General features: G+C 72.1%; 17 protein-coding genes. 14 read left to right on the forward strand and 3 right to left on the reverse strand.

The annotated features are described in order from the left end of the window. Nucleotides 1-77 precede the first annotated feature (77 nt). The 12 genes from AB0K36_RS03645 (at nt 78) to AB0K36_RS03700 (ending at nt 11619) form a co-directional block, all read left to right on the forward strand. Complete coding sequence (locus AB0K36_RS03645; RefSeq protein ID WP_364587669.1) at nt 78-1538, forward strand: MFS transporter; 1461 nt, start codon at nt 78-80, stop codon at nt 1536-1538. A gap of 77 nt (nt 1539-1615) precedes the next feature. Continuing rightward, nucleotides 1616-2029, forward strand: coding sequence for a DUF3151 domain-containing protein (locus AB0K36_RS03650; RefSeq protein ID WP_364587672.1), 414 nt, complete (start codon nt 1616-1618; stop codon nt 2027-2029). A 181-nt stretch (nt 2030-2210) separates the two neighbouring features. Further along, nucleotides 2211-3101 (forward strand): DUF3152 domain-containing protein, encoded by an 891-nt coding sequence (locus tag AB0K36_RS03655; RefSeq protein ID WP_364587675.1) that lies wholly within the window; start codon nt 2211-2213, stop codon nt 3099-3101. A gap of 85 nt (nt 3102-3186) precedes the next feature. Then, the gene (gene kynA / locus AB0K36_RS03660) at nt 3187-4008 is read left to right on the forward strand and encodes a tryptophan 2,3-dioxygenase (RefSeq protein WP_364587677.1); all 822 of its coding nucleotides are present in this window, start codon (nt 3187-3189) and stop codon (nt 4006-4008) included. Beyond that, nucleotides 4001-5194, forward strand: coding sequence for a kynureninase (gene kynU / locus AB0K36_RS03665; protein ID WP_364587679.1), 1194 nt, complete (start codon nt 4001-4003; stop codon nt 5192-5194). The genes kynA and kynU overlap by 8 nt, the downstream gene beginning before the upstream one ends. Nucleotides 5195-5347: 153 nt before the next feature. Next, complete coding sequence (locus AB0K36_RS03670) at nt 5348-6217, forward strand: alpha/beta hydrolase (RefSeq protein WP_364587749.1); 870 nt, start codon at nt 5348-5350, stop codon at nt 6215-6217. Between the two features lie 93 nt (nt 6218-6310). Further along, entirely contained in the window at nt 6311-7132 is an 822-nt protein-coding gene (locus tag AB0K36_RS03675; RefSeq protein WP_364587681.1) for an NAD(P)H-binding protein, read from the forward strand. A gap of 157 nt (nt 7133-7289) precedes the next feature. Further along, on the forward strand, nt 7290-7682 hold the full coding sequence (locus AB0K36_RS03680) for a hypothetical protein (RefSeq protein ID WP_435877766.1): 393 nt from the start codon (nt 7290-7292) through the stop codon (nt 7680-7682). Further along, complete coding sequence (locus AB0K36_RS03685) at nt 7679-8344, forward strand: response regulator transcription factor (protein WP_364587683.1); 666 nt, start codon at nt 7679-7681, stop codon at nt 8342-8344. The genes AB0K36_RS03680 and AB0K36_RS03685 overlap by 4 nt, the downstream gene beginning before the upstream one ends. Before the next feature lie 53 nt (nt 8345-8397). Further along, nucleotides 8398-9738, forward strand: coding sequence for a sensor histidine kinase (locus AB0K36_RS03690; RefSeq protein WP_364587686.1), 1341 nt, complete (start codon nt 8398-8400; stop codon nt 9736-9738). Further along, the gene (locus AB0K36_RS03695; RefSeq protein WP_159689394.1) at nt 9735-10394 is read left to right on the forward strand and encodes a response regulator; all 660 of its coding nucleotides are present in this window, start codon (nt 9735-9737) and stop codon (nt 10392-10394) included. Before AB0K36_RS03690 ends, AB0K36_RS03695 begins: the two co-directional genes overlap by 4 nt. 19 nt (nt 10395-10413) lie before the next feature. Beyond that, the gene (locus AB0K36_RS03700; protein WP_364587690.1) at nt 10414-11619 is read left to right on the forward strand and encodes a cytochrome P450; all 1206 of its coding nucleotides are present in this window, start codon (nt 10414-10416) and stop codon (nt 11617-11619) included. A 40-nt stretch (nt 11620-11659) separates the two neighbouring features. On the opposite strand, the gene AB0K36_RS03705 is transcribed toward AB0K36_RS03700, so the two are convergent. Beyond that, entirely contained in the window at nt 11660-13318 is a 1659-nt protein-coding gene (locus AB0K36_RS03705; RefSeq protein WP_364587693.1) for an ABC transporter permease, read from the reverse strand. After that, on the reverse strand, nt 13315-14268 hold the full coding sequence (locus AB0K36_RS03710) for an ABC transporter ATP-binding protein (protein ID WP_364587696.1): 954 nt from the start codon (nt 14266-14268) through the stop codon (nt 13315-13317). The genes AB0K36_RS03705 and AB0K36_RS03710 overlap by 4 nt, the downstream gene beginning before the upstream one ends. Before the next feature lie 89 nt (nt 14269-14357). Here AB0K36_RS03710 and AB0K36_RS03715 point away from each other — a divergent pair, with 89 nt between their 5' ends. Continuing rightward, entirely contained in the window at nt 14358-14867 is a 510-nt protein-coding gene (locus AB0K36_RS03715) for a GbsR/MarR family transcriptional regulator (RefSeq protein WP_364587699.1), read from the forward strand. Nucleotides 14868-15168: 301 nt separating this feature from the next. Here the strand turns inward: AB0K36_RS03715 and AB0K36_RS03720 are convergent, their stop codons facing one another. Next, nucleotides 15169-15981, reverse strand: coding sequence for a diacylglycerol kinase (locus AB0K36_RS03720; RefSeq protein WP_364587701.1), 813 nt, complete (start codon nt 15979-15981; stop codon nt 15169-15171). Nucleotides 15982-16134: 153 nt separating this feature from the next. Here AB0K36_RS03720 and AB0K36_RS03725 point away from each other — a divergent pair. After that, the coding region (locus AB0K36_RS03725) for an adenylosuccinate synthase (protein ID WP_364587704.1) at nt 16135-17305 on the forward strand (1171 nt) is incomplete at its 3' end.

A 17305-nucleotide genomic window follows, 5' to 3' on the forward strand; every position in this document is an offset into this window, starting at 1 on the left:
GGGTCCCGGACGGGACACGGGAGACGGGACAGGGCCTTCGGGTCGTAGCGTCGTGAGGCGGCTGCGATGATCCCCGTATGGGCACGAGTCCGGGGGACATCAGGCTGACATCCGCCACCGGCCGCTGGGTGGTCCTGACGACCGTCCTCGGGTCCGGCATGGCACTGCTCGACTCCACCGTCGTCAACGTCGCACTGCCCCGCATCGGCAGGGACCTCGACGCCGACCTGGGCGTCCTGCAGTGGACCGTAAACTCCTACATGCTGACGCTGGCGGCGCTGATCCTGCTCGGCGGGGCACTCGGCGACCGCTACGGCCGCCGCCGGATCTTCGTCCTCGGCGTGGTCTGGTTCGCCCTGGGCTCCCTGCTCTGCGGGATCGCACCCAACGGTGGTGTGCTGGTCGCCGCCCGCGCGCTCCAGGGCATCGGAGGGGCCCTGCTCACCCCCGGATCGCTGGCGCTCATCCAGGCGAGCTTCCATCCGGACGACCGGTCGCGGGCCGTGGGCCTGTGGTCGGGGCTCGGCGGCGTCGGCGCGGCCATCGGCCCCTTCGTCGGCGGCTGGCTCGTGGACGGCCCGGGCTGGCGCTGGGTGTTCCTGCTCAACGTGCCGCTGGCCGTCCTGTGCGTGCCGGTGGCGCTGCGGCACGTACCGGAGTCCCGCGACCCGAGGGCGACCGGCCGGTTCGACGTCCTGGGCGCCGCCCTGTGCGCGGCGGCGCTCGGGCTCGTGACCTACGCGCTCATCGACGAGACCGTGTGGGCCGGGCTCGCCGGCGCGTGTGTGGGAGCCGTGTTCGTGCTGGTCGAGCGGCGCACCGCGGAGCCGATGCTGCCCCTGTCCCTCTTCCGGATCCGCCAGTTCACCGCCGTGAACCTGGTGACGCTCTGCGTGTACGCGGCCTTCGGCGGCTTCTTCTTCCTTGTCGCGCTCCAGCTCCAGGTCGTGGCCGGATACTCGGCCCTCGGCGCGGGCGCGGCACTGCTGCCCACCACCGTGCTGATGCTGCTGCTGTCCGCCCGCTCAGGGGAGCTGGGCGACCGCATCGGCCCGCGTATCCCGCTGACCGTCGGGCCGCTGCTCTGCGCCGTCGGAATGATGCTGACGCTGAGGGTCGGCGAGGACGCGTCCTACCTCGTCGATGTGCTGCCCGCCCTGCTGGTCATGGGCCTGGGCATGGTCACGCTGGTCGCCCCGCTGACCTCGACCGTCCTCGCGTCCGTGGAGACCGGCCGGGCGGGCATCGCGAGCGGCATCAACAACGCGGCGGCCCGTGCCGCGGGCCTGATCGCGGTGGCCGCCCTGCCGCTGCTCGCCGGCATGGGCCCCGAGGCGTACCGCTCGGCGACGGCGTTCGACGAGGCGTTCCGGCTCGCGATCCCGATGTGCGCGGGAGTTCTGGTGGCCGGGGCGCTGATCGCATGGGGGACGGTGCGGACTCCGCCGAAGGGCGCGGACGTGTGCCACCCGGAGTGCAAGGTCAGCTGCGGGGTCACCGCGCCGCCGCTCGAGCCGCAGGCGGCACGGAAGCGCTGACCCGCTCACGGACCGCTTCGCGGTCGTCCTTCGGCCGGTGGCCACGGAACACGGCCCGACCTGTGAGACTGGGGGCCATGTCGATCCACGAGAACCTGCTCGGGGGGCCTCCCCCGACCCACCTGCCCGACGAGCCCGGACCGCGCGAGCTCCTGGCCGGCGGTACCCCCGCCGCCGAGGTCGCGGCCCAGTACCCGACCAGCTCGCTCGCCTGGGCGCAGCTGGCCGACGACGCCTTCGAGCGGGGCAGCGTCGTCGAGTCGTACGCCTACGCGCGCACCGGCTACCACCGCGGCCTCGACGCGCTGCGCCGCAACGGCTGGAAGGGCCACGGCCCGGTGCCGTGGGAGCACGAGCCCAACCGCGGCTTCCTGCGCGCGCTGAACGCGCTGGCCCGTGCCGCCGGTGCGATCGGCGAGAAGGAGGAGCACGAGCGCTGCACCACGTTCCTGCGCGACTCCTCACAGACCGCCGCGGAGACGCTGAGCTGAACCGTCGCGGCAGGGTGCGTGCCCCTGCCGCGACCGGGTCCGGGTCCGGCGACCTTGAAACCGGGTCGCCGGCCCGCGGCCGGTACGATCGCACGAACTGCCGATTCGCGGATCACAGCCGGTGAGAGGCCCCCACCTTCCTCTCCCCCCAACACCGGCCGAACCAGGGGAGAGATCTGTCTTGGGCCAGCGTGCCGCCGCCCGCAACGGGCGCAGCCGCAGACGGAGCCGCCGCAACACGGGCCGACGCCGTCCGACCGGACCGATACTTCTGCTGGGCGTCTGCCTCGCCCTCATGTCGGTGGGCGCCGGTGCCGCCCTCGCGCACTGGAGAGGCGGGCCGCCTCCCGCCGAGGCGGCCGACGGGACCGACGTCGCGCCACTGATGTCGCAGGACCCCGCACCCGAGCCGTCGGCCTCACCGTCGCCGTCGCCCAGCGCCGGCAGCTCGCCGAAGCCGAAGCCGAAACCGTCGCCTTCTCCCTCGGCCAAGAGCGAGCCGCCGAGCGTGCCGGCGTCGGGGCCGGGCACGTTCACCGTCGCGCAGTCGTCCGGGACGGCGGCCGGCACCGGCACACTGCGCCGCTACAAGGTGGAGGTCGAGGACGGTATCGACGTGTCCGCCCAGCAGGCGGCCGCCGAGATCCAGCAGATCCTGGCCCATCCGCGCGGCTGGGCCGCGAACGGCCGCGGCCGCTTCCAGCTGGTGTCGTCGAACGCCGACTTCGTGATCAGGATCGCCACACCGGCCACCGCGGACAAGCTCTGCCTCGCCGTGGGTCTGAACACCCGTGGTGAACTGAACTGCGAGACCACCGAGGGGGTCGTGGTGAACCTGCGGCGCTGGCTGCTGGGCTCCCCGACGTTCGCCGGCACACCCGCCGAGTACCGGCATCTGATCATCAACCACGAGGTCGGGCACGAGATCGGCATCCGGCAGCACATGGGCTGCCCCGGCCCCGGCGAACCCGCCCCGGTAATGATGCAGCAGATCAAGGGCCTGAAGGGCTGCGTCTCCAATGCGTGGCCCTACGACGACGACGGGACATATCTCTCCGGACCGCCGGTGTGATCCTCGGCTTATGATGCGAGTGGGGACCGGGGCCCACACCGGACAGGAAGGGGCGGACCGCTACCCGGATGTCGAGGAGACAGCAATGTCACATGACTCCGCCCCGAATCTGGACTTCGCGGGCACCACGCCGTACGAGGACTACGTCCAGGCGGACGTCCTCACCCACCTCCAGCATCCGCGGTCGGACGACCCGGGCGAGATGGTCTTCCTGGTCACCACCCAGGTCATGGAGCTGTGGTTCACCGTCGTCGTCCACGAGTGGGAGACCGCCGCACGCGCCCTGCGCGAGGACCGGATCCCCGTGGCGATGGACGCGCTGAAGCGGTCGGCACGGGAGCTGGAGGCGCTCAACGCCTCCTGGAAGCCCATCGCCAACCTGACGCCCGCGCAGTTCAACGCCTACCGCGACGCCCTCGGTGAGGGCTCCGGCTTCCAGTCGGCGATGTACCGGCGGATGGAGTTCCTGCTCGGGGACAAGTCCGCCTCCATGCTGGTGCCGCACCGGGGCGCGCCGCGCGTCCACGCGGAACTGGAGAAGGCCCTGCACGAGCCGAGCCTCTACGACGAGGTGCTGCGGCTCCTCGCCCGCCGCGGGTACGCCGTGCCCGCCGAGGTGCTGGAGCGGGACCTGGCGCAGAAGTACGAGGCGTCGGAGGCGGTCGAGCAGGTCTGGGCCGAGGTCTACGGCGGCGACGACCAGGACACCGAACTGGTGCGCCTCGGCGAGGCGCTGACGGATGTCGGCGAGCTGGTGTGGCGATGGCGCAACGACCACCTGGTGGCGACCCGGCGGGCCATGGGCTCGAAGGTCGGCACAGGCGGCTCCGCCGGTGTGTCCTGGCTCGAGAAGCGTGCCCGCAAGAACGTCTTCCCCGAGCTGTGGACGGCGCGCAGCCATGTCTGAGTCCCTGGCCCAGCGGGCCGCGGCGCTCGACGCCGCAGACGAACTGGCCGGTGCCCGGAAGCTGTTCGCCCTCGACGAGGCCGTGTACCTCGACGGCAACTCGCTCGGCGCGCTGCCCGCGCACGTCCCCGACCGCGTCGCCGATGTGGTGAACCGGCAGTGGGGACAGCTGCGCATTCGTTCCTGGACGGAAGGCGACTGGTGGACCGCGCCCGAGCGGATCGGCGACCGGATCGCGCCGCTGGTCGGCGCGGCGCCCGGGCAGATCGTGGTCGGCGACTCCACGAGCGTCAACGTCTTCAAGGCCGTCGTGGGCGCCGTACGGCTGAACGACGACCCGGCGCGGACGGACATTCTCGTCGACGCGACGACGTTCCCGACGGACGGGTACATAGCGTCGTCGGCGGCCAGGATGACCGGTCGCCGTATCGTCCCCGTCGACCCGGCCGACCTGACGTCGGCACTCGGCCCCACCACGGCGGCGGCGCTCGTCAACCACGTCGACTACCGATCCGGCCGGCTGCACGACCTGCCCGGTCTCACGGCGGCCGTCCACGACGCGGGTGCCCTCGCCGTCTGGGACCTGTGCCACAGCGCGGGCGCCCTGCCGGTGGGACTCGACGCGCACGGCGTCGACCTGGCCGTCGGCTGCACCTACAAGTACCTGAACGGCGGCCCCGGTTCGCCCGCGTACCTGTACGTCGCCGAGCGCCACCAGGCGTCCTTCGACTCGCCGCTGCCCGGCTGGACGTCGCACGCCGACCCGTTCGCGATGACGCCCGGCTACGAGGCGGCCGACGGATCCACCCGTGGCCGGGTGGGCACGCCGGACATCCTGTCCATGCTGGCTCTCGAAGCGGCGCTCGAGGTCTGGGACGGTATCGCGATCGAGACGGTCAGGGCGAAGAGCCTGGCGCTGACGGACTTCTTCCTGGAGTGCGTCGACGCCTACGTCCCGGCCGGACGGGTCACGTCCCTGACACCCGCGGAGCACACCGCGCGCGGGAGCCAGGTGGCGCTGCGGTGCGAGGACGCGCCGCGGGTCATGGAGACCCTGACGGCCAGGGGCGTCGTCGGGGACCTGCGCCGCCCGGACGTCCTGCGCTTCGGCTTCACACCGCTGTACGTGGGCTTCGCCGACACGGAGCGCGCGGCGCGCGTCCTGGCGGAGGTCCTCGCCGGCTGAGCCCGGTCCGCCCCGGGGGACGCCATGTTCCCCGGGGCGGACCCGGCGGTCGGAGGCGCCGCGGGCGGGGCGCCGCCGCCCGTGGACGAAACTGGTAGCGTCCGCGCTGGTCAGGTGGAACAGGCCACCCCCACGGGACTGTTGGAGCAGCACATGCCGGACCCCGTCGCCCGTGACGCCGCCGAGGAAGCGTCGGCGATGTCGCATCCTGCCGTCGCGCCGGACGTATCCGTCGCCTACGGGGAGCATCCCGACCAGGTCGTCGACTTCTACGCGCCGCGCAGCGGTCACGCCACCGTGCCGCTGGTGGTGGTGCTGCACGGCGGGGCCTGGCGGGCGCCGTACGACCGGCGGCATGTGACGCCGTTCGCCGACTTCCTGGCGCGCCGGGGGCTCGCCGTCGCCAACGTGGAGTACCGCCGCGGACGGGAGATCCCGGGCCAGCGCGGGGACGGGCCGGTCGCCGGACGGTGGCCGGAGACGTTCGACGACGTGGCCGCCGCGATGGACGCCCTGCCGGACCTGGCGCGGCAGGCGCTGCCGCAGGCCGACCCGCGGCGGACCGTCGTGACCGGGCACTCCGCCGGAGGCCACCTCGCGCTGTGGGCCGCCGCCCGGCACGTCCTGCCGGCCGGCTCGCCGTGGCGGCTGGCCGCGCCGCCGCCGCTGCGCGGTGTCGTCGCGCTTGCCCCCATCGCCGATTTCGGCGCGGCCGTGGAGCTGGGCGTGTGCGGCGGCGCCGTACGGCAACTGCTGGGCGGCGAGGCGCAGTACGACGAGCGGGCCCCGCACGGTGATCCCGCCGTCCTGCTGCCGACCGGCATCGCGACGGTCGTGGTGCAGGGCCGTACGGACGTCGTCGTGCCGCCGGCCGTCGCGGAGGCGTTCGTGGACGCGGCGGCGAAGGCGGGCGAGACCGTCGGATGGACGCTCCTCGAAGAGGTCGGGCACTTCCCGCTGATCGACCCGGCGGCCGACGCGTGCGCCGTGGTGGCGGAGGAGATCGCCCAACTGGCCTGGTGAGTCCGGGGAAAGAGCCTGCGTCACGAGCCTGCGGAACGGGCTCGGTGAACCTTGCGGACAGAAGCTGACCGCAAGGGTTCCTACGTTCTTCCCATGACGAATCTCGTGACCGGAGCAACCGGAACAGTAGGCCGCCAGGTGGTCGCGGAGCTTCTCCGCCGTGGACAGTCCGTCCGTGCCCTGACCCGCGACCCCGCGAAGGCCGATCTCCCCGACGGCGTCGAGGTCGTGCGGGGCGACCTCACCGATGCCGAGACCCTGGCCCCCGCCCTGGAGGGCGTCACCGGCCTGCACCTGATCACCTTCGGCGGCCCGTACTTCGCGCCGCTGGAGACCGGCCCGCGCATCCTGGAGCTGGCGAAGGCGGCCGGCGTGCGGCGGATCACCGTGCTGCACGGCGGCGGCCCTAGCCTGCTGGAGGACGCGGTCCGGGACAGCGATTTCGCCTGGACGGTGCTGATGCCGGTGGAGTTCATGGCGAACGCCCTGGAGTGGGCCGACGGCATCCGCGCCGACGGCGAGGTGCGCGAACCGTTCGCCGACAGGCTCAGCGCCATGGTCCACGAGGCCGACATCGGCGCGGTCGCGGCGGTCGCCCTCACCGAGGACGGCCACGCGGGCCAGGAGTACGTGATCACCGGCCCCCAGGTGCTGACGCTTCAGGACAAGGTCGACGCGCTCGCCGCCGCCCGTGGCAGGAAGATCCGGCTCGTCGAACTGAGCGAGCAGCAGGCGGTCGAGCAGTGGAAGGCGGCAGGGCAGCCGGAGGACGTCATCGGCTTCCTGCTGGAGGCGTACGGCAACACGCCGCCCGTCGGCCGTACCGTCGTCGACACCGTCGAGAAGGTCACCGGCCGGCCGGCCCGGACCTTCGCCGAGTGGGCCGAGGAGCACGCGGACACCTTCAGGAGCTGACGCGGCACGGGTACGGGCAGGGCCCCTGAGCGGCCCTGCCCGTACCCGTCATACCTGAGAGCTACGCCGCAGGTGCGCTCTTCGGCGGGACGCGGGTGACGTGCCCCGCTTCGTAACTTCTGGTCCTGGCACAGCGATCCGGACCGGAAGGAACCCCATGGCGTCGCGCCTTCGGCGCACCCTGCTCGCCGGCCTCGTCACCGCCGCCGTCGCCGTTCCGGTGTCCGCCGCGGTCCGGCCCTCCGCCGTCCCGGCGCCACCGCCCGCCGCCGTCGGGACGCTGACCTCCGCCGAACTCCCGCGGCTGGAGGACCGGTTCGCCGCCAACCGCGACAGCATCCGTGCGGCAGCGCGGGCCGCCGCCGCTCACGGCGACCGCGGGCGGGCGGCCACGCTGCGTGAAATGGCGGCGGGAGGAGGGCGGTTCCTGACGTTCGACGGACGGGACGGCGGCCGCGGCGCCGAGGTGTTCGGCGATCTCGCCGCCGGGCCCATCCCGGGCGGCGGCTACGAAGTGACCGCCCTTCTACCCACGGAGCAGCAGACATGACGATCCGGGTCCTGATCGCCGACGACCAGATGATGGTCCGCCAGGGCTTCACGGTGCTGCTGAACGCCGAGCCGGACATCGAGGTCGTCGGCCAGGCCGTCGACGGGCTCGACGCCGTCACCAAGGTCGCCGCGACGCTGCCCGACGTCGTGCTGATGGACATCCGGATGCCCGAACTCGGCGGTATCGAGGCCACCCGCCGGATCACCGCCGACATCCCCGGCGTGAAGGTGCTGGTGCTGACCACGTTCGACCTCGACGAGTACGTCTACGAGGCGCTCCGCGCCGGCGCGTCCGGTTTCCTGCTGAAGGACGCCTCCGCGGACGAGTTGGCGAACGCGGTCCGGGTGATCGCCGGCGGGGAGGCGCTGCTCTCGCCGAACATCACCAAACGGCTGATCGCCGAGTTCTCCCGTACGACCGGTGCGCCCCGCGCGCCGCTCAAGGAGCGGATCGGTGACCTGACCGAGCGCGAGAGGGAGGTGCTGTCGCTGATCGCGCAGGGCCTGTCGAACGCGGAGATAGCCGGGGCGCTGGTCGTCGCCGAGCAGACCGTGAAGACCCATGTGAGCCGGGTCCCGGTGAAGCTCGGGCTCCGCGACCGCACCCAGGCGGCGGTCTTCGCCTACGAGACGGGCCTCGTTCGCCCGGCCGGTTACTGAAACCCCGGCCCCACCAGGTAGTACTCAAGGCGGACGCCCCAGGATCCGCAGTGATGCTGACGACCGGGGCCCTTGCGCCCGCTTACCTTCATTACGTGACCCAGAAGACCCGCAGCCCCGAATACGACCTGGCCCAGGGAGCGCTCAGCGGCCTCCGCCAGGACCTCTTCCACGAAGCGTTCGCCTACCGGCCGCTGGCGCCGCTGAGCGCCGAAGGGCCGTTGATCCGCCGGCTGCCGGGCGAGCGGATACGCAGCGGCGCGGTGTGGCTGCCGCACGCCGTGGTGCTGTTCCTCGCCCTGTGCACACTGCTGCTCGCCTACGCCGACGACGAGGGCGGCCTCGCGTTCGTCATCGGCGGCTTCGTCCCCGCGGCTGCTGTCGTGATGACGCTGGTCAGGCCCGTGGGCGCCTGGTGGGTGTCGATCGTCAGCACCCCGTTCGTGGCGGTGCTCGGGTCGTGGAACGACTGGCCCTGGGCGCCCGCCGGGTTCCTGTCGCACCTGACCGTGTTGATCGTCGTGGCCCTTCGCACCCGCCCCCGGACGGCCGGCTGGATGTGGGTGATCACCGCCGCGTACGGGATGTTCGCCGACACGGTGATCAGCCGCGGCTACGGCCCCGGCGCGGCGCCCATGCTGTTCACCTCCGCGATCCTGCTGCTGATGGTGAGCATGATCCTCGTCCGCCGTGAGGCGAAGGAGGAGGTCGCCGCCCAGCAGACGGTCACCGCCACCGAGCGCGACCGGCGCACCCTGCTGGAGGAGCGCACCACCATCGCCCGTGAGCTGCACGACGTGGTCGCCCACCACATGTCGGTCGTCGCCATCCAGGCGGAGGCCGCGCCCTACCGGGTGGAGAACCCGCCGGAGGAACTGGAGAAGGCGTTCGCCACGATCCGCGAGAACGCGGTCGCCGCGCTCACCGAACTGCGCCGCATCCTCGGCGTCGTACGGGCGGAGGACTACCAGGCTCCCGACGCGCCCCAGCCCGTCCTCGCCGACCTCGACAACCTGCTCTCCAACGTCCGCGAAGCGGGCCTGGAAACGGAGAAGACGGTCACGGGAGCGGTGCGCGAGCTGCCGCAGGGCGTCGAGCTGTCGGCGTACCGGATCATCCAGGAGGCGCTCAGCAACGCGCTCCGGCATGCTCCCGGCTCGACCGCGAAGATCGAGGTCTCCTACGTGCTCGGCGGTCTGGGCCTGCGGATCGTCAACACGCCGCCGCGGGGTCTGGTGAAGCCTTCGCCGGGAGCGGGCCACGGCATCACCGGCATGCGGGAGCGTGTGACGATGCTGAACGGCGAGATGACCGCGGCGCCCACCGAAGAGGGCGGGTACGAGGTCACCGCCTTCATCCCCGTCGCCGCCATCCCCGCCGAGGAGACGTCATGACGATCCGTGTGCTCATCGTCGACGACCAGATCATGGTCCGCGAGGGCTTCTCGGTCCTGCTGAACGCCATGCCCGACATCGAGGTCGTCGGCGAGGCCGTCAACGGCCGCGAAGCCGTCGCCAAGGTCGCCGAACTGGCGCCCGACGTGGTGCTGATGGACATCCGCATGCCGGAGCTGAACGGCATCGACGCCACCCGCGAGATCGTCGCGGCGGACGGCGGCGCCAAGGTGCTGGTGCTCACCACCTTCGACCTTGACGAATACGTGTACCAGGCGCTGCGCGCGGGAGCCTCCGGGTTCCTGCTGAAGGACGCCTCCGCCCGGCAGCTCGCCGACGGTGTCCGCGTGGTGGCCGCCGGTGAGGCGCTGCTCGCGCCGACCGTCACCCGCCGGCTGATCACCGAGTTCTCCAAGCTGTCCGAGACGCCGCGCCCCGCGGCGATGACCCAGGTCGCCGATCTGACCGAGCGCGAGACCGAGGTCCTGGTCCTGATCGCGCAGGGCCTGTCGAACGCCGAGATCGCCTCGCACCTGGTCGTCGCGGAGTCCACCATCAAGACGCATGTGAGCAGGGTCCTCGTGAAACTGGGGCTCAGGGACCGGACCCAGGCGGCGGTCTTCGCGTACGAGGCGAGGCTGGTCACACCCTCGTAGGGAGCGTTAGCGTCCGGGCATGGACGCGCCCTTCGAACCCTGGTCCCCCCAGTTCGTGGCCGACCCCTATCCCGCCTTCGCGGCACTGCGGGAGCGGGGCCGGGTGCACTGGTTCGAGCCGACACGGCAGTGGCTCGTGCCCCACCACGCGGACGTGTCGGCGCTGCTGCGGGACCGGCGGCTGGGAAGGACGTATCTGCACCGCTTCACCCACGAGGAGTTCGGCCGTACTCCGCCGCCCGCCGCGCACGAGCCGTTCCACACGCTCAACGACCACGGTCTGCTCGACCTGGAGGCCCCGGACCACACCAGGATCCGTCGGCTCGTGACGAAGGCGTTCACCCCGCGGACCGTGCAGGCGCTGGAACCGGTCGTACAGCGGCTGGCGGCCGGCCTGGTCGCCGACTTCAGGGAGGCGGGTGGCGGCGATCTGCTCGCGGAGGTCGCCGAGCCGCTGCCGGTGGCCGTGATCGCCGAGATGCTGGGCATCCCCGAGTCCGACCGGCCGCTGCTGCGGCCCTGGTCGGCCGGCATCTGCGGGATGTACGAACTGAATCCGTCGGAGGAGACGGCGGCGCGGGCGGTGCGGGCCTCGACCGAGTTCAGCGCGTACCTGCGGGAGCTGATCGCCGCGCGGCGTGAGCGGCCGGGCGACGACCTGGTCTCCGCGCTGATCGCCGCCCACGACGAGGGCGACCGGCTCAGCGAGCAGGAGATGATCTCCACGTGTGTGCTGCTGCTGAACGCCGGACACGAGGCGACCGTCAACACGACGGCCAACGGGTGGTGGACGCTCTTCCGCCACCCCGACCAGCTCGCGGCGCTGCGGGCGGACCACTCGCTGTTGTCCACAGCTGTGGAAGAACTGATGCGTTACGACACCCCGCTCCAGCTCTTCGAGCGCTGGGTGCTCGACGACATCGAGATCGACGGCGTCGTGGTGCCGCGCGGCTCGGAACTGGCACTGCTGTTCGGCTCCGCGAACCGTGACGGCACCCGCTTCGACCGCCCCGACACGCTGGACCTGTCGCGCGCGGACAACCCGCATGTGAGCTTCGGCGCGGGCATCCACTACTGCCTGGGCGCACCGCTGGCGCGCGTCGAACTGGCGGCGTCCTTCGGAGAACTGCTGCGCCAGTGCCCGGACATGCGGCTGGTGGCGGAGCCGCGGTGGAAGGGCGGGTTCGTGATCCGGGGGCTGGAGGCACTCCGGGTCGAACTGTGACGCCCGGCCGACCGCCGCGGTCACCGCCACCCCGCCGCCGCTACGTCGTTTCGAGGTCCCGCCTGCGGAAGCCCTCGAGTCCCACCCGTACCAGCACCGCCGCGACGAGCGTCAGGACCACCATCGGTGTCCAGCTCATCTCCGCGGCCGGTAGCTGCGGCACGTGCCCGAACGGGGACAGGTCGCTCATCCAGCCGGGGAACTGGAGCAACTGCCCCAGGTACCCGACCACGAAGGCGTACACCGGCACGATCCAGGCCGCCGCGCTCGCCCGAGGGAACCAGCCGAAGACGACGACCGCGACGCCGACCGTGACCCACAGCGCCGGCGCGTACGCCAGGGCCGCGCCCAGCAGCGAGAGGAACAGGCCGCCGTCGGAGGCCGAAGCCGCGCCCGCGATCCCGAAGCCGACCCCGGCCAGGAGCAGCAGCGCGGTGCCGCCCGCCATCGCCACGGCCAGGTGGCTGCCCACCCAGCGGGTGCGGGAGAGCCCGGTCGCGAGCAGCGGCTCCGCACGGCCCGCGGTCTCCTCGGCGCGCGGCCGCAGTGCGGCCATCACCACGTACACCGACGCCACGACCGCGAGGATGATCATCACCATCGAGGCGAACGACTCCGCCATCGTGGCGCCGCCGATCTCCTCCAGTGCCTCCTGGATCTGGTCGATGTTCTTCAGCATGTCCTCGGCGTCGCCGAGGATCGACCCGTACATCGCGCCCATCAGGAAGAGCCCGGCGCCGAAGCCGAGGAGCATGCCCCGGTGGAGCCGCAGGGCGAAGCCCAGCGGACCGGTCAGCGCGTCCGACGCCACCGCGCTGCCGAGCCGCGACGCCCGCAGGCCCGCGCCCACGTCCCGCCGGGTGGACAGCACGAAGCCCGCTGCGGCGCACAGGACGGCGAGCACCAGGCACAGCAGCAGCGGCCACCAGCGGTTGTCGATGTACACGTAGGTGCGCTGTGCCCAGCCGATCGGCGACAGCCAGGCGAGCGCTCCGTCGCCGCCCGCGTCCCCTGCCGCGCGCAGCACGTACGCGACGCCGACGACGGCGAGTGCCATGCCGGACGCGCCTCGGGTGTGCGCGGTGATCTGCGCCGTGACGGCGGCGACAGCGGCGAACGCGATGCCCACGGCGGCGTGCGCGAAGCCGTAGAGCAGCGAGCCGGCCGTGTCGATGCCGTCGATGCCCGTACCGCCGAGGGTGAGCGCGAGCAGCAGGGCGAGAACGATGTTGGCGAGGACCGCGAGAGCCAGGGCGGCGGCCAGGTGCGCGTGCCGTCCGACGGCGGTGGAACGCACCAGTTCCGCGCGGCCCGTCTCCTCCTCGTCGCGGGTGTGCCTGGTGACGATCAGGACGCTCATCAGGCCGACCATCACGGCCATGAAGCCGAGCATCTGGTGGCCCAGCATCGCGCCGAAGCCGTAGTCGTCCAGGTAGTGGCGCGGTCCGCTCATGGCGAGCCCGGCGGGGCTGTCCATGGTCGCCACGACCGAGGCGCGGTCCGCCGGATCGGCGTACAGCGTCTTGTAGTTGCTCGCCGTCGACACGGTGCCGACGACCAGCGCGAGGATCCACACGGTCAGCCGGACGCGGTCCCTGCGCAGACCGAAGCGGAGCAGGCCGATCGTGCCGGCGAGCGCGTTGCCGCCGTTCGCGGCGCGGGGGGCGGTGGGTGCCTTGGTGGCGGTGGCCGTGCTCATCGTGCCGCTCCGTCGTCGGCGAGGCGGGGCGTGCCGTCGGCGGTGGCGCCGTGTCCGTTCGCGCCCAGCTCGTCGCCGTAGTGGCGCAGCATCAGTTCTTCGAGCGTCGGGGGGTGGCTGACGAGGCTGCGGACGCCGCATTCGGAGAGCCTGCGGATCGCACCGTCCAGCTGATCGCCGTCGACGGCGAACCGCACCCGGCCGCTGTCGGTCCGCAGGTCGTGCACGCCCGGCAGCTCGGCCAGGCCGCTGACCGGGCGGGCCGTCTCCGCCTCGACCGTCGTACGCGTCAGGTGCCGCATCTCGCTCAGCGTCCCGGACTGCACGGTCTTCCCCTGCCGGATGATGCTCACCCGGTCGGCGAGCTTCTCCACCTGGGCCAGGATGTGGCTGGAGAGCAGCACGGTCCTGCCCGCGGCCTTCGCCTCGGAGATGACGTCCTGGAAGACGACCTCCATCAGTGGGTCGAGACCGGCGGTCGGCTCGTCGAGGAGCAGCAGTTCGGCGTCGGACGCGAGCGCGGCGACGATGGCGACCTTCTGCCGGTTGCCCTTGGAGTAGGCCCGGCCCTTCTTGGTCGGGTCCAGGTCGAACCGCTCGACGAGCTCGTCGCGGCGCCGCTTGTCGATGCCGCCGCGCAGCCGGGAGAGCAGGTCGATGGCCTCGCCGCCGGTGAGCCCCGGCCACAGCTCGACGTCGCCGGGGACGTAGGCGAGGCGCCGGTGCAGTTCCACGGCGTCGTGCCAGGGGTCCTTGCCGAGCATCTGGGCCGCGCCCGAGTCGGCGCGCAGCAGCCCGAGCAGGACCCGGATGGTGGTCGACTTCCCCGCGCCGTTGGGCCCGAGGAAGCCGTGGACCTCACCGGTTTCGACCGCGAGGTCGAGGCCGTCCAGCGCATGTGTCCGCCCGAACGACTTGCGGAGTCCGGAGACGGTGATTGCCTTCGTCATGCTTCAGAACGTACGTTGAATTCACAAATTTGTGAAGTTAAGGAAGCGTATAAACTCGGCTCAGGACCGTGACAAGGGGAGATGATCCGGTGGTGACCGAACAGACCACGGCAGCGCAGCAGCCGCGTGACGAGGACGCGGTGTCCGCATTCGTGGAGCGTTTCGCCGCCCAGCTCGTCGAAGCGGGCATGACCCGGATGCCGGCCCGCGTCTTCGCCGCCCTGCTCTCCTCCGACTCGGGTGTGATGACCTCGGCCGAGCTCGGGCAGCAGCTCCAGGTCAGCCCCGCCGCCGTCTCCGGCGCGATCCGCTATCTGGCCCAGGTCAACATGGTCTCCCGCGAGCGGGAACCGGGCTCCCGCCGGGACCGCTACCGCGTGCACAGCAACCAGTGGTACGAGGCGCTCACCAACCGCGACCAGATCCTCAAGCGCTGGGAGCACACCCTGCGGGAGGGCGTGGTGAGCCTCGGCCCCGAGACAGGCGCGGGCCGGCGGATGTCCGAGACGCTGGAGTTCTTCCAGTTCCTGGAGAAGGAGCTCGCCCTCCTCATGGACCGCTGGCGCGAACACCGCGAACAGCTCCACGGCGCGGCCTGACCGTCGCGGACGCGACCCTTCCCGCCCGCCCCGCCACCGCGCGCCCGCCCGGCCCGCCGTGCCCTGCGGGGGCCGGCTCTCCGGGGCCGGTCCTCCGGACCCGTTGCCGGACTACCCCCTCGCCGGGTTCGGCCGCGTCGAGCCCGTATCCGGGGGCAGCCCTCCGGACCCCTTGGGCCTTTGCCCGCGCGCCGCAGCCCTGCGAGAGGGAGACCCGCAGGGGCCGGCCCTCGGACACGCCGGCGTCGGCCCGCCCGTCGCGGCCACGCCGGGGTCGGCCCTCCGGGCATCCCCGGCGGGGTCAGCCCGCCGGGGATGCCGCCGGGAGCGTCAGGCCCCAGGCGCCCGCCCGTACCGTCCAGGTGCGTGTCCGGACCGGGCCGGTGACGTGCGCGTCGGCCCGGTAGCGGAAGTCCGGGCCGGAGACCGTCACGGAGAGGGCGCTCGCGCGCAGCGGCTCGGTGGTCGCGCCGTGGCGTACGACGACCTCCGCGCGGCCGCCCGGCCCGGCGCGGACGGTGACGTCCTCGACCGGCCGGTCCAGGTCGCACATCAGGACCCCGTCCGCCTCCACGCGCAGCCGGTGGGTGCGGACCGGCGCGACGGAAGGCGCGGGGCGCACCAGGGTGCGTACGAGGGACCGGGCCGTCGTCCACACCGAGGCGCCCTCCACGTGCGCCGCCGTGCGGGCCGCCGGGATCGCCAGGTCGCCCAGGACCACCCCGTCGCTCTCGTCGACCAGCAGATCCAGCCGCCGCGGCGTCCCGTCCAGGACGGCCCTGGCCGCCGCGACCGCCCCGGCGGGGACGCCGAGGGAGTGCGCGAGCCGTACGGAGGCGCCCACGGGGACGAGCGCGAGCACGCCGTCGCCAAGCGAGCGGTCGCGGTGCAGCAGGGCCACGGCCCTCAGCAGAGCCCGGTCGTCGCCGACCACCACCGGCCTGCGCGAACCCCTCCGGGCGAGTGCCCGGGCGAATTCCTCCGGGCCCTGGGGAAGACAGATTTTCGCCTCCGACCCGCCGCACAGCACATCTTTCGCGATGCGCACGGACTCGCCGTCCATTCGGCGGGCGACCGGGTCGATGACCACCAGCAGCTGGTCGGGATCCGACACCTCGGTCCTTCCTCGGGTAGCATCTTTGTGCAAGAGCCCCTTGCGCTATTGCGCCAGGGGCTTCGTCTATTCCGGGGCAACCTGTCCCAGGACTCAGGCACGGCTCCGGCCCCCTGACCTTGGTCTTGCCCCGCCCGGAAGGGGTGTACGCCTGTGCCCGCACTTGTGCTGCTCGGTGCTCAGTGGGGTGACGAGGGCAAGGGAAAGGCCACCGACCTGCTCGGTGGATCAGTGGATTATGTGGTGCGCTACCAGGGCGGCAACAACGCCGGCCACACGGTTGTCGTCGGCGACCAGAAGTATGCGCTGCATCTCCTCCCTTCCGGAATCCTCTCGCCGGGATGTACTCCGGTGATCGGTAACGGCGTCGTCGTGGACCCGGCGGTTCTGCTCTCCGAGCTGAGCGGGCTGAACGACCGCGGCGTCGACACGTCCAAGCTCCTGATCAGCGGAAACGCCCATCTGATCACCCCGTACAACGTCACCGTCGACAAGGTGACCGAGCGGTTCCTGGGCAAGCGCAAGATCGGCACCACGGGCCGCGGCATCGGCCCGACGTACGCCGACAAGATCAACCGCGTCGGCATCCGCGTCCAGGACCTCTACGACGAGTCGATCCTGATGCAGAAGGTCGAGGCGGCCCTCGACACCAAGAACCAGCTGCTGACGAAGGTCTTCAACCGCCGCGCGATCGAAGCGGAGAAGATCGTCGAGGAGATGCTCCAGTACGCGGAGCAGATCCGGCCGTACGTCGCCGACACCACGCTGATCCTGAACAACGCCATCGACGAGGGCAAGGTCGTGCTCTTCGAGGGCGGCCAGGGCACCCTGCTGGACGTCGACCACGGCACCTACCCCTTCGTCACCTCCTCGAACCCGACCGCGGGCGGCGCCTGCACCGGCGCCGGCGTGGGCCCGACGAAGATCAGCCGGGTCATCGGCATCCTCAAGGCCTACACGACCCGTGTCGGCGCCGGACCGTTCCCGACCGAGCTGTTCGACGAGGACGGCGAGGCGCTGCGCCGCATCGGCGGCGAGCGGGGCGTCACCACCGGTCGCGACCGCCGCTGCGGCTGGTTCGACGCGGTCATCGCCCGCTACGCGACCCGCGTCAACGGCCTGACCGACTTCTTCCTCACCAAGCTGGACGTCCTCACCGGCTGGGAGCAGATCCCGGTCTGCGTGGCGTACGAGATCGACGGAAAGCGCGTCGAGGAGCTCCCGTACAGCCAGACCGACTTCCACCACGCGAAGCCGGTGTACGAGATGCTCCCGGGCTGGTCCGAGGACATCACCAAGGCGAAGACCTTCGCCGACCTGCCGA

Source organism: Streptomyces kurssanovii, from assembly GCF_040677245.1.
GTDB classification, from domain to species: Bacteria; Actinomycetota; Actinomycetes; order Streptomycetales; family Streptomycetaceae; genus Streptomyces; species Streptomyces kurssanovii.

Excerpts from the sequence above, each read along its gene's own strand:
- AB0K36_RS03645 (WP_364587669.1), top strand. The coding sequence starts at position 78 with ATGGGCACGAGTCCGGGGGACATCAGGCTGACATCCGCCACCGGCCGC.
- AB0K36_RS03650 (WP_364587672.1), top strand. The coding sequence starts at position 1,616 with ATGTCGATCCACGAGAACCTGCTCGGGGGGCCTCCCCCGACCCACCTG.
- kynA (WP_364587677.1), top strand. The coding sequence starts at position 3,187 with ATGTCACATGACTCCGCCCCGAATCTGGACTTCGCGGGCACCACGCCG.
- kynU (WP_364587679.1), top strand. The coding sequence starts at position 4,001 with ATGTCTGAGTCCCTGGCCCAGCGGGCCGCGGCGCTCGACGCCGCAGAC.
- AB0K36_RS03670 (WP_364587749.1), top strand. The coding sequence starts at position 5,348 with ATGCCGGACCCCGTCGCCCGTGACGCCGCCGAGGAAGCGTCGGCGATG.
- AB0K36_RS03675 (WP_364587681.1), top strand. The coding sequence starts at position 6,311 with ATGACGAATCTCGTGACCGGAGCAACCGGAACAGTAGGCCGCCAGGTG.
- AB0K36_RS03680 (WP_435877766.1), top strand. The coding sequence starts at position 7,290 with ATGGCGTCGCGCCTTCGGCGCACCCTGCTCGCCGGCCTCGTCACCGCC.
- AB0K36_RS03685 (WP_364587683.1), top strand. The coding sequence starts at position 7,679 with ATGACGATCCGGGTCCTGATCGCCGACGACCAGATGATGGTCCGCCAG.
- AB0K36_RS03690 (WP_364587686.1), top strand. The coding sequence starts at position 8,398 with ATGCTGACGACCGGGGCCCTTGCGCCCGCTTACCTTCATTACGTGACC.
- AB0K36_RS03695 (WP_159689394.1), top strand. The coding sequence starts at position 9,735 with ATGACGATCCGTGTGCTCATCGTCGACGACCAGATCATGGTCCGCGAG.
- AB0K36_RS03700 (WP_364587690.1), top strand. The coding sequence starts at position 10,414 with ATGGACGCGCCCTTCGAACCCTGGTCCCCCCAGTTCGTGGCCGACCCC.
- AB0K36_RS03705 (WP_364587693.1), bottom strand. The coding sequence starts at position 13,318 with ATGAGCACGGCCACCGCCACCAAGGCACCCACCGCCCCCCGCGCCGCG.
- AB0K36_RS03710 (WP_364587696.1), bottom strand. The coding sequence starts at position 14,268 with ATGACGAAGGCAATCACCGTCTCCGGACTCCGCAAGTCGTTCGGGCGG.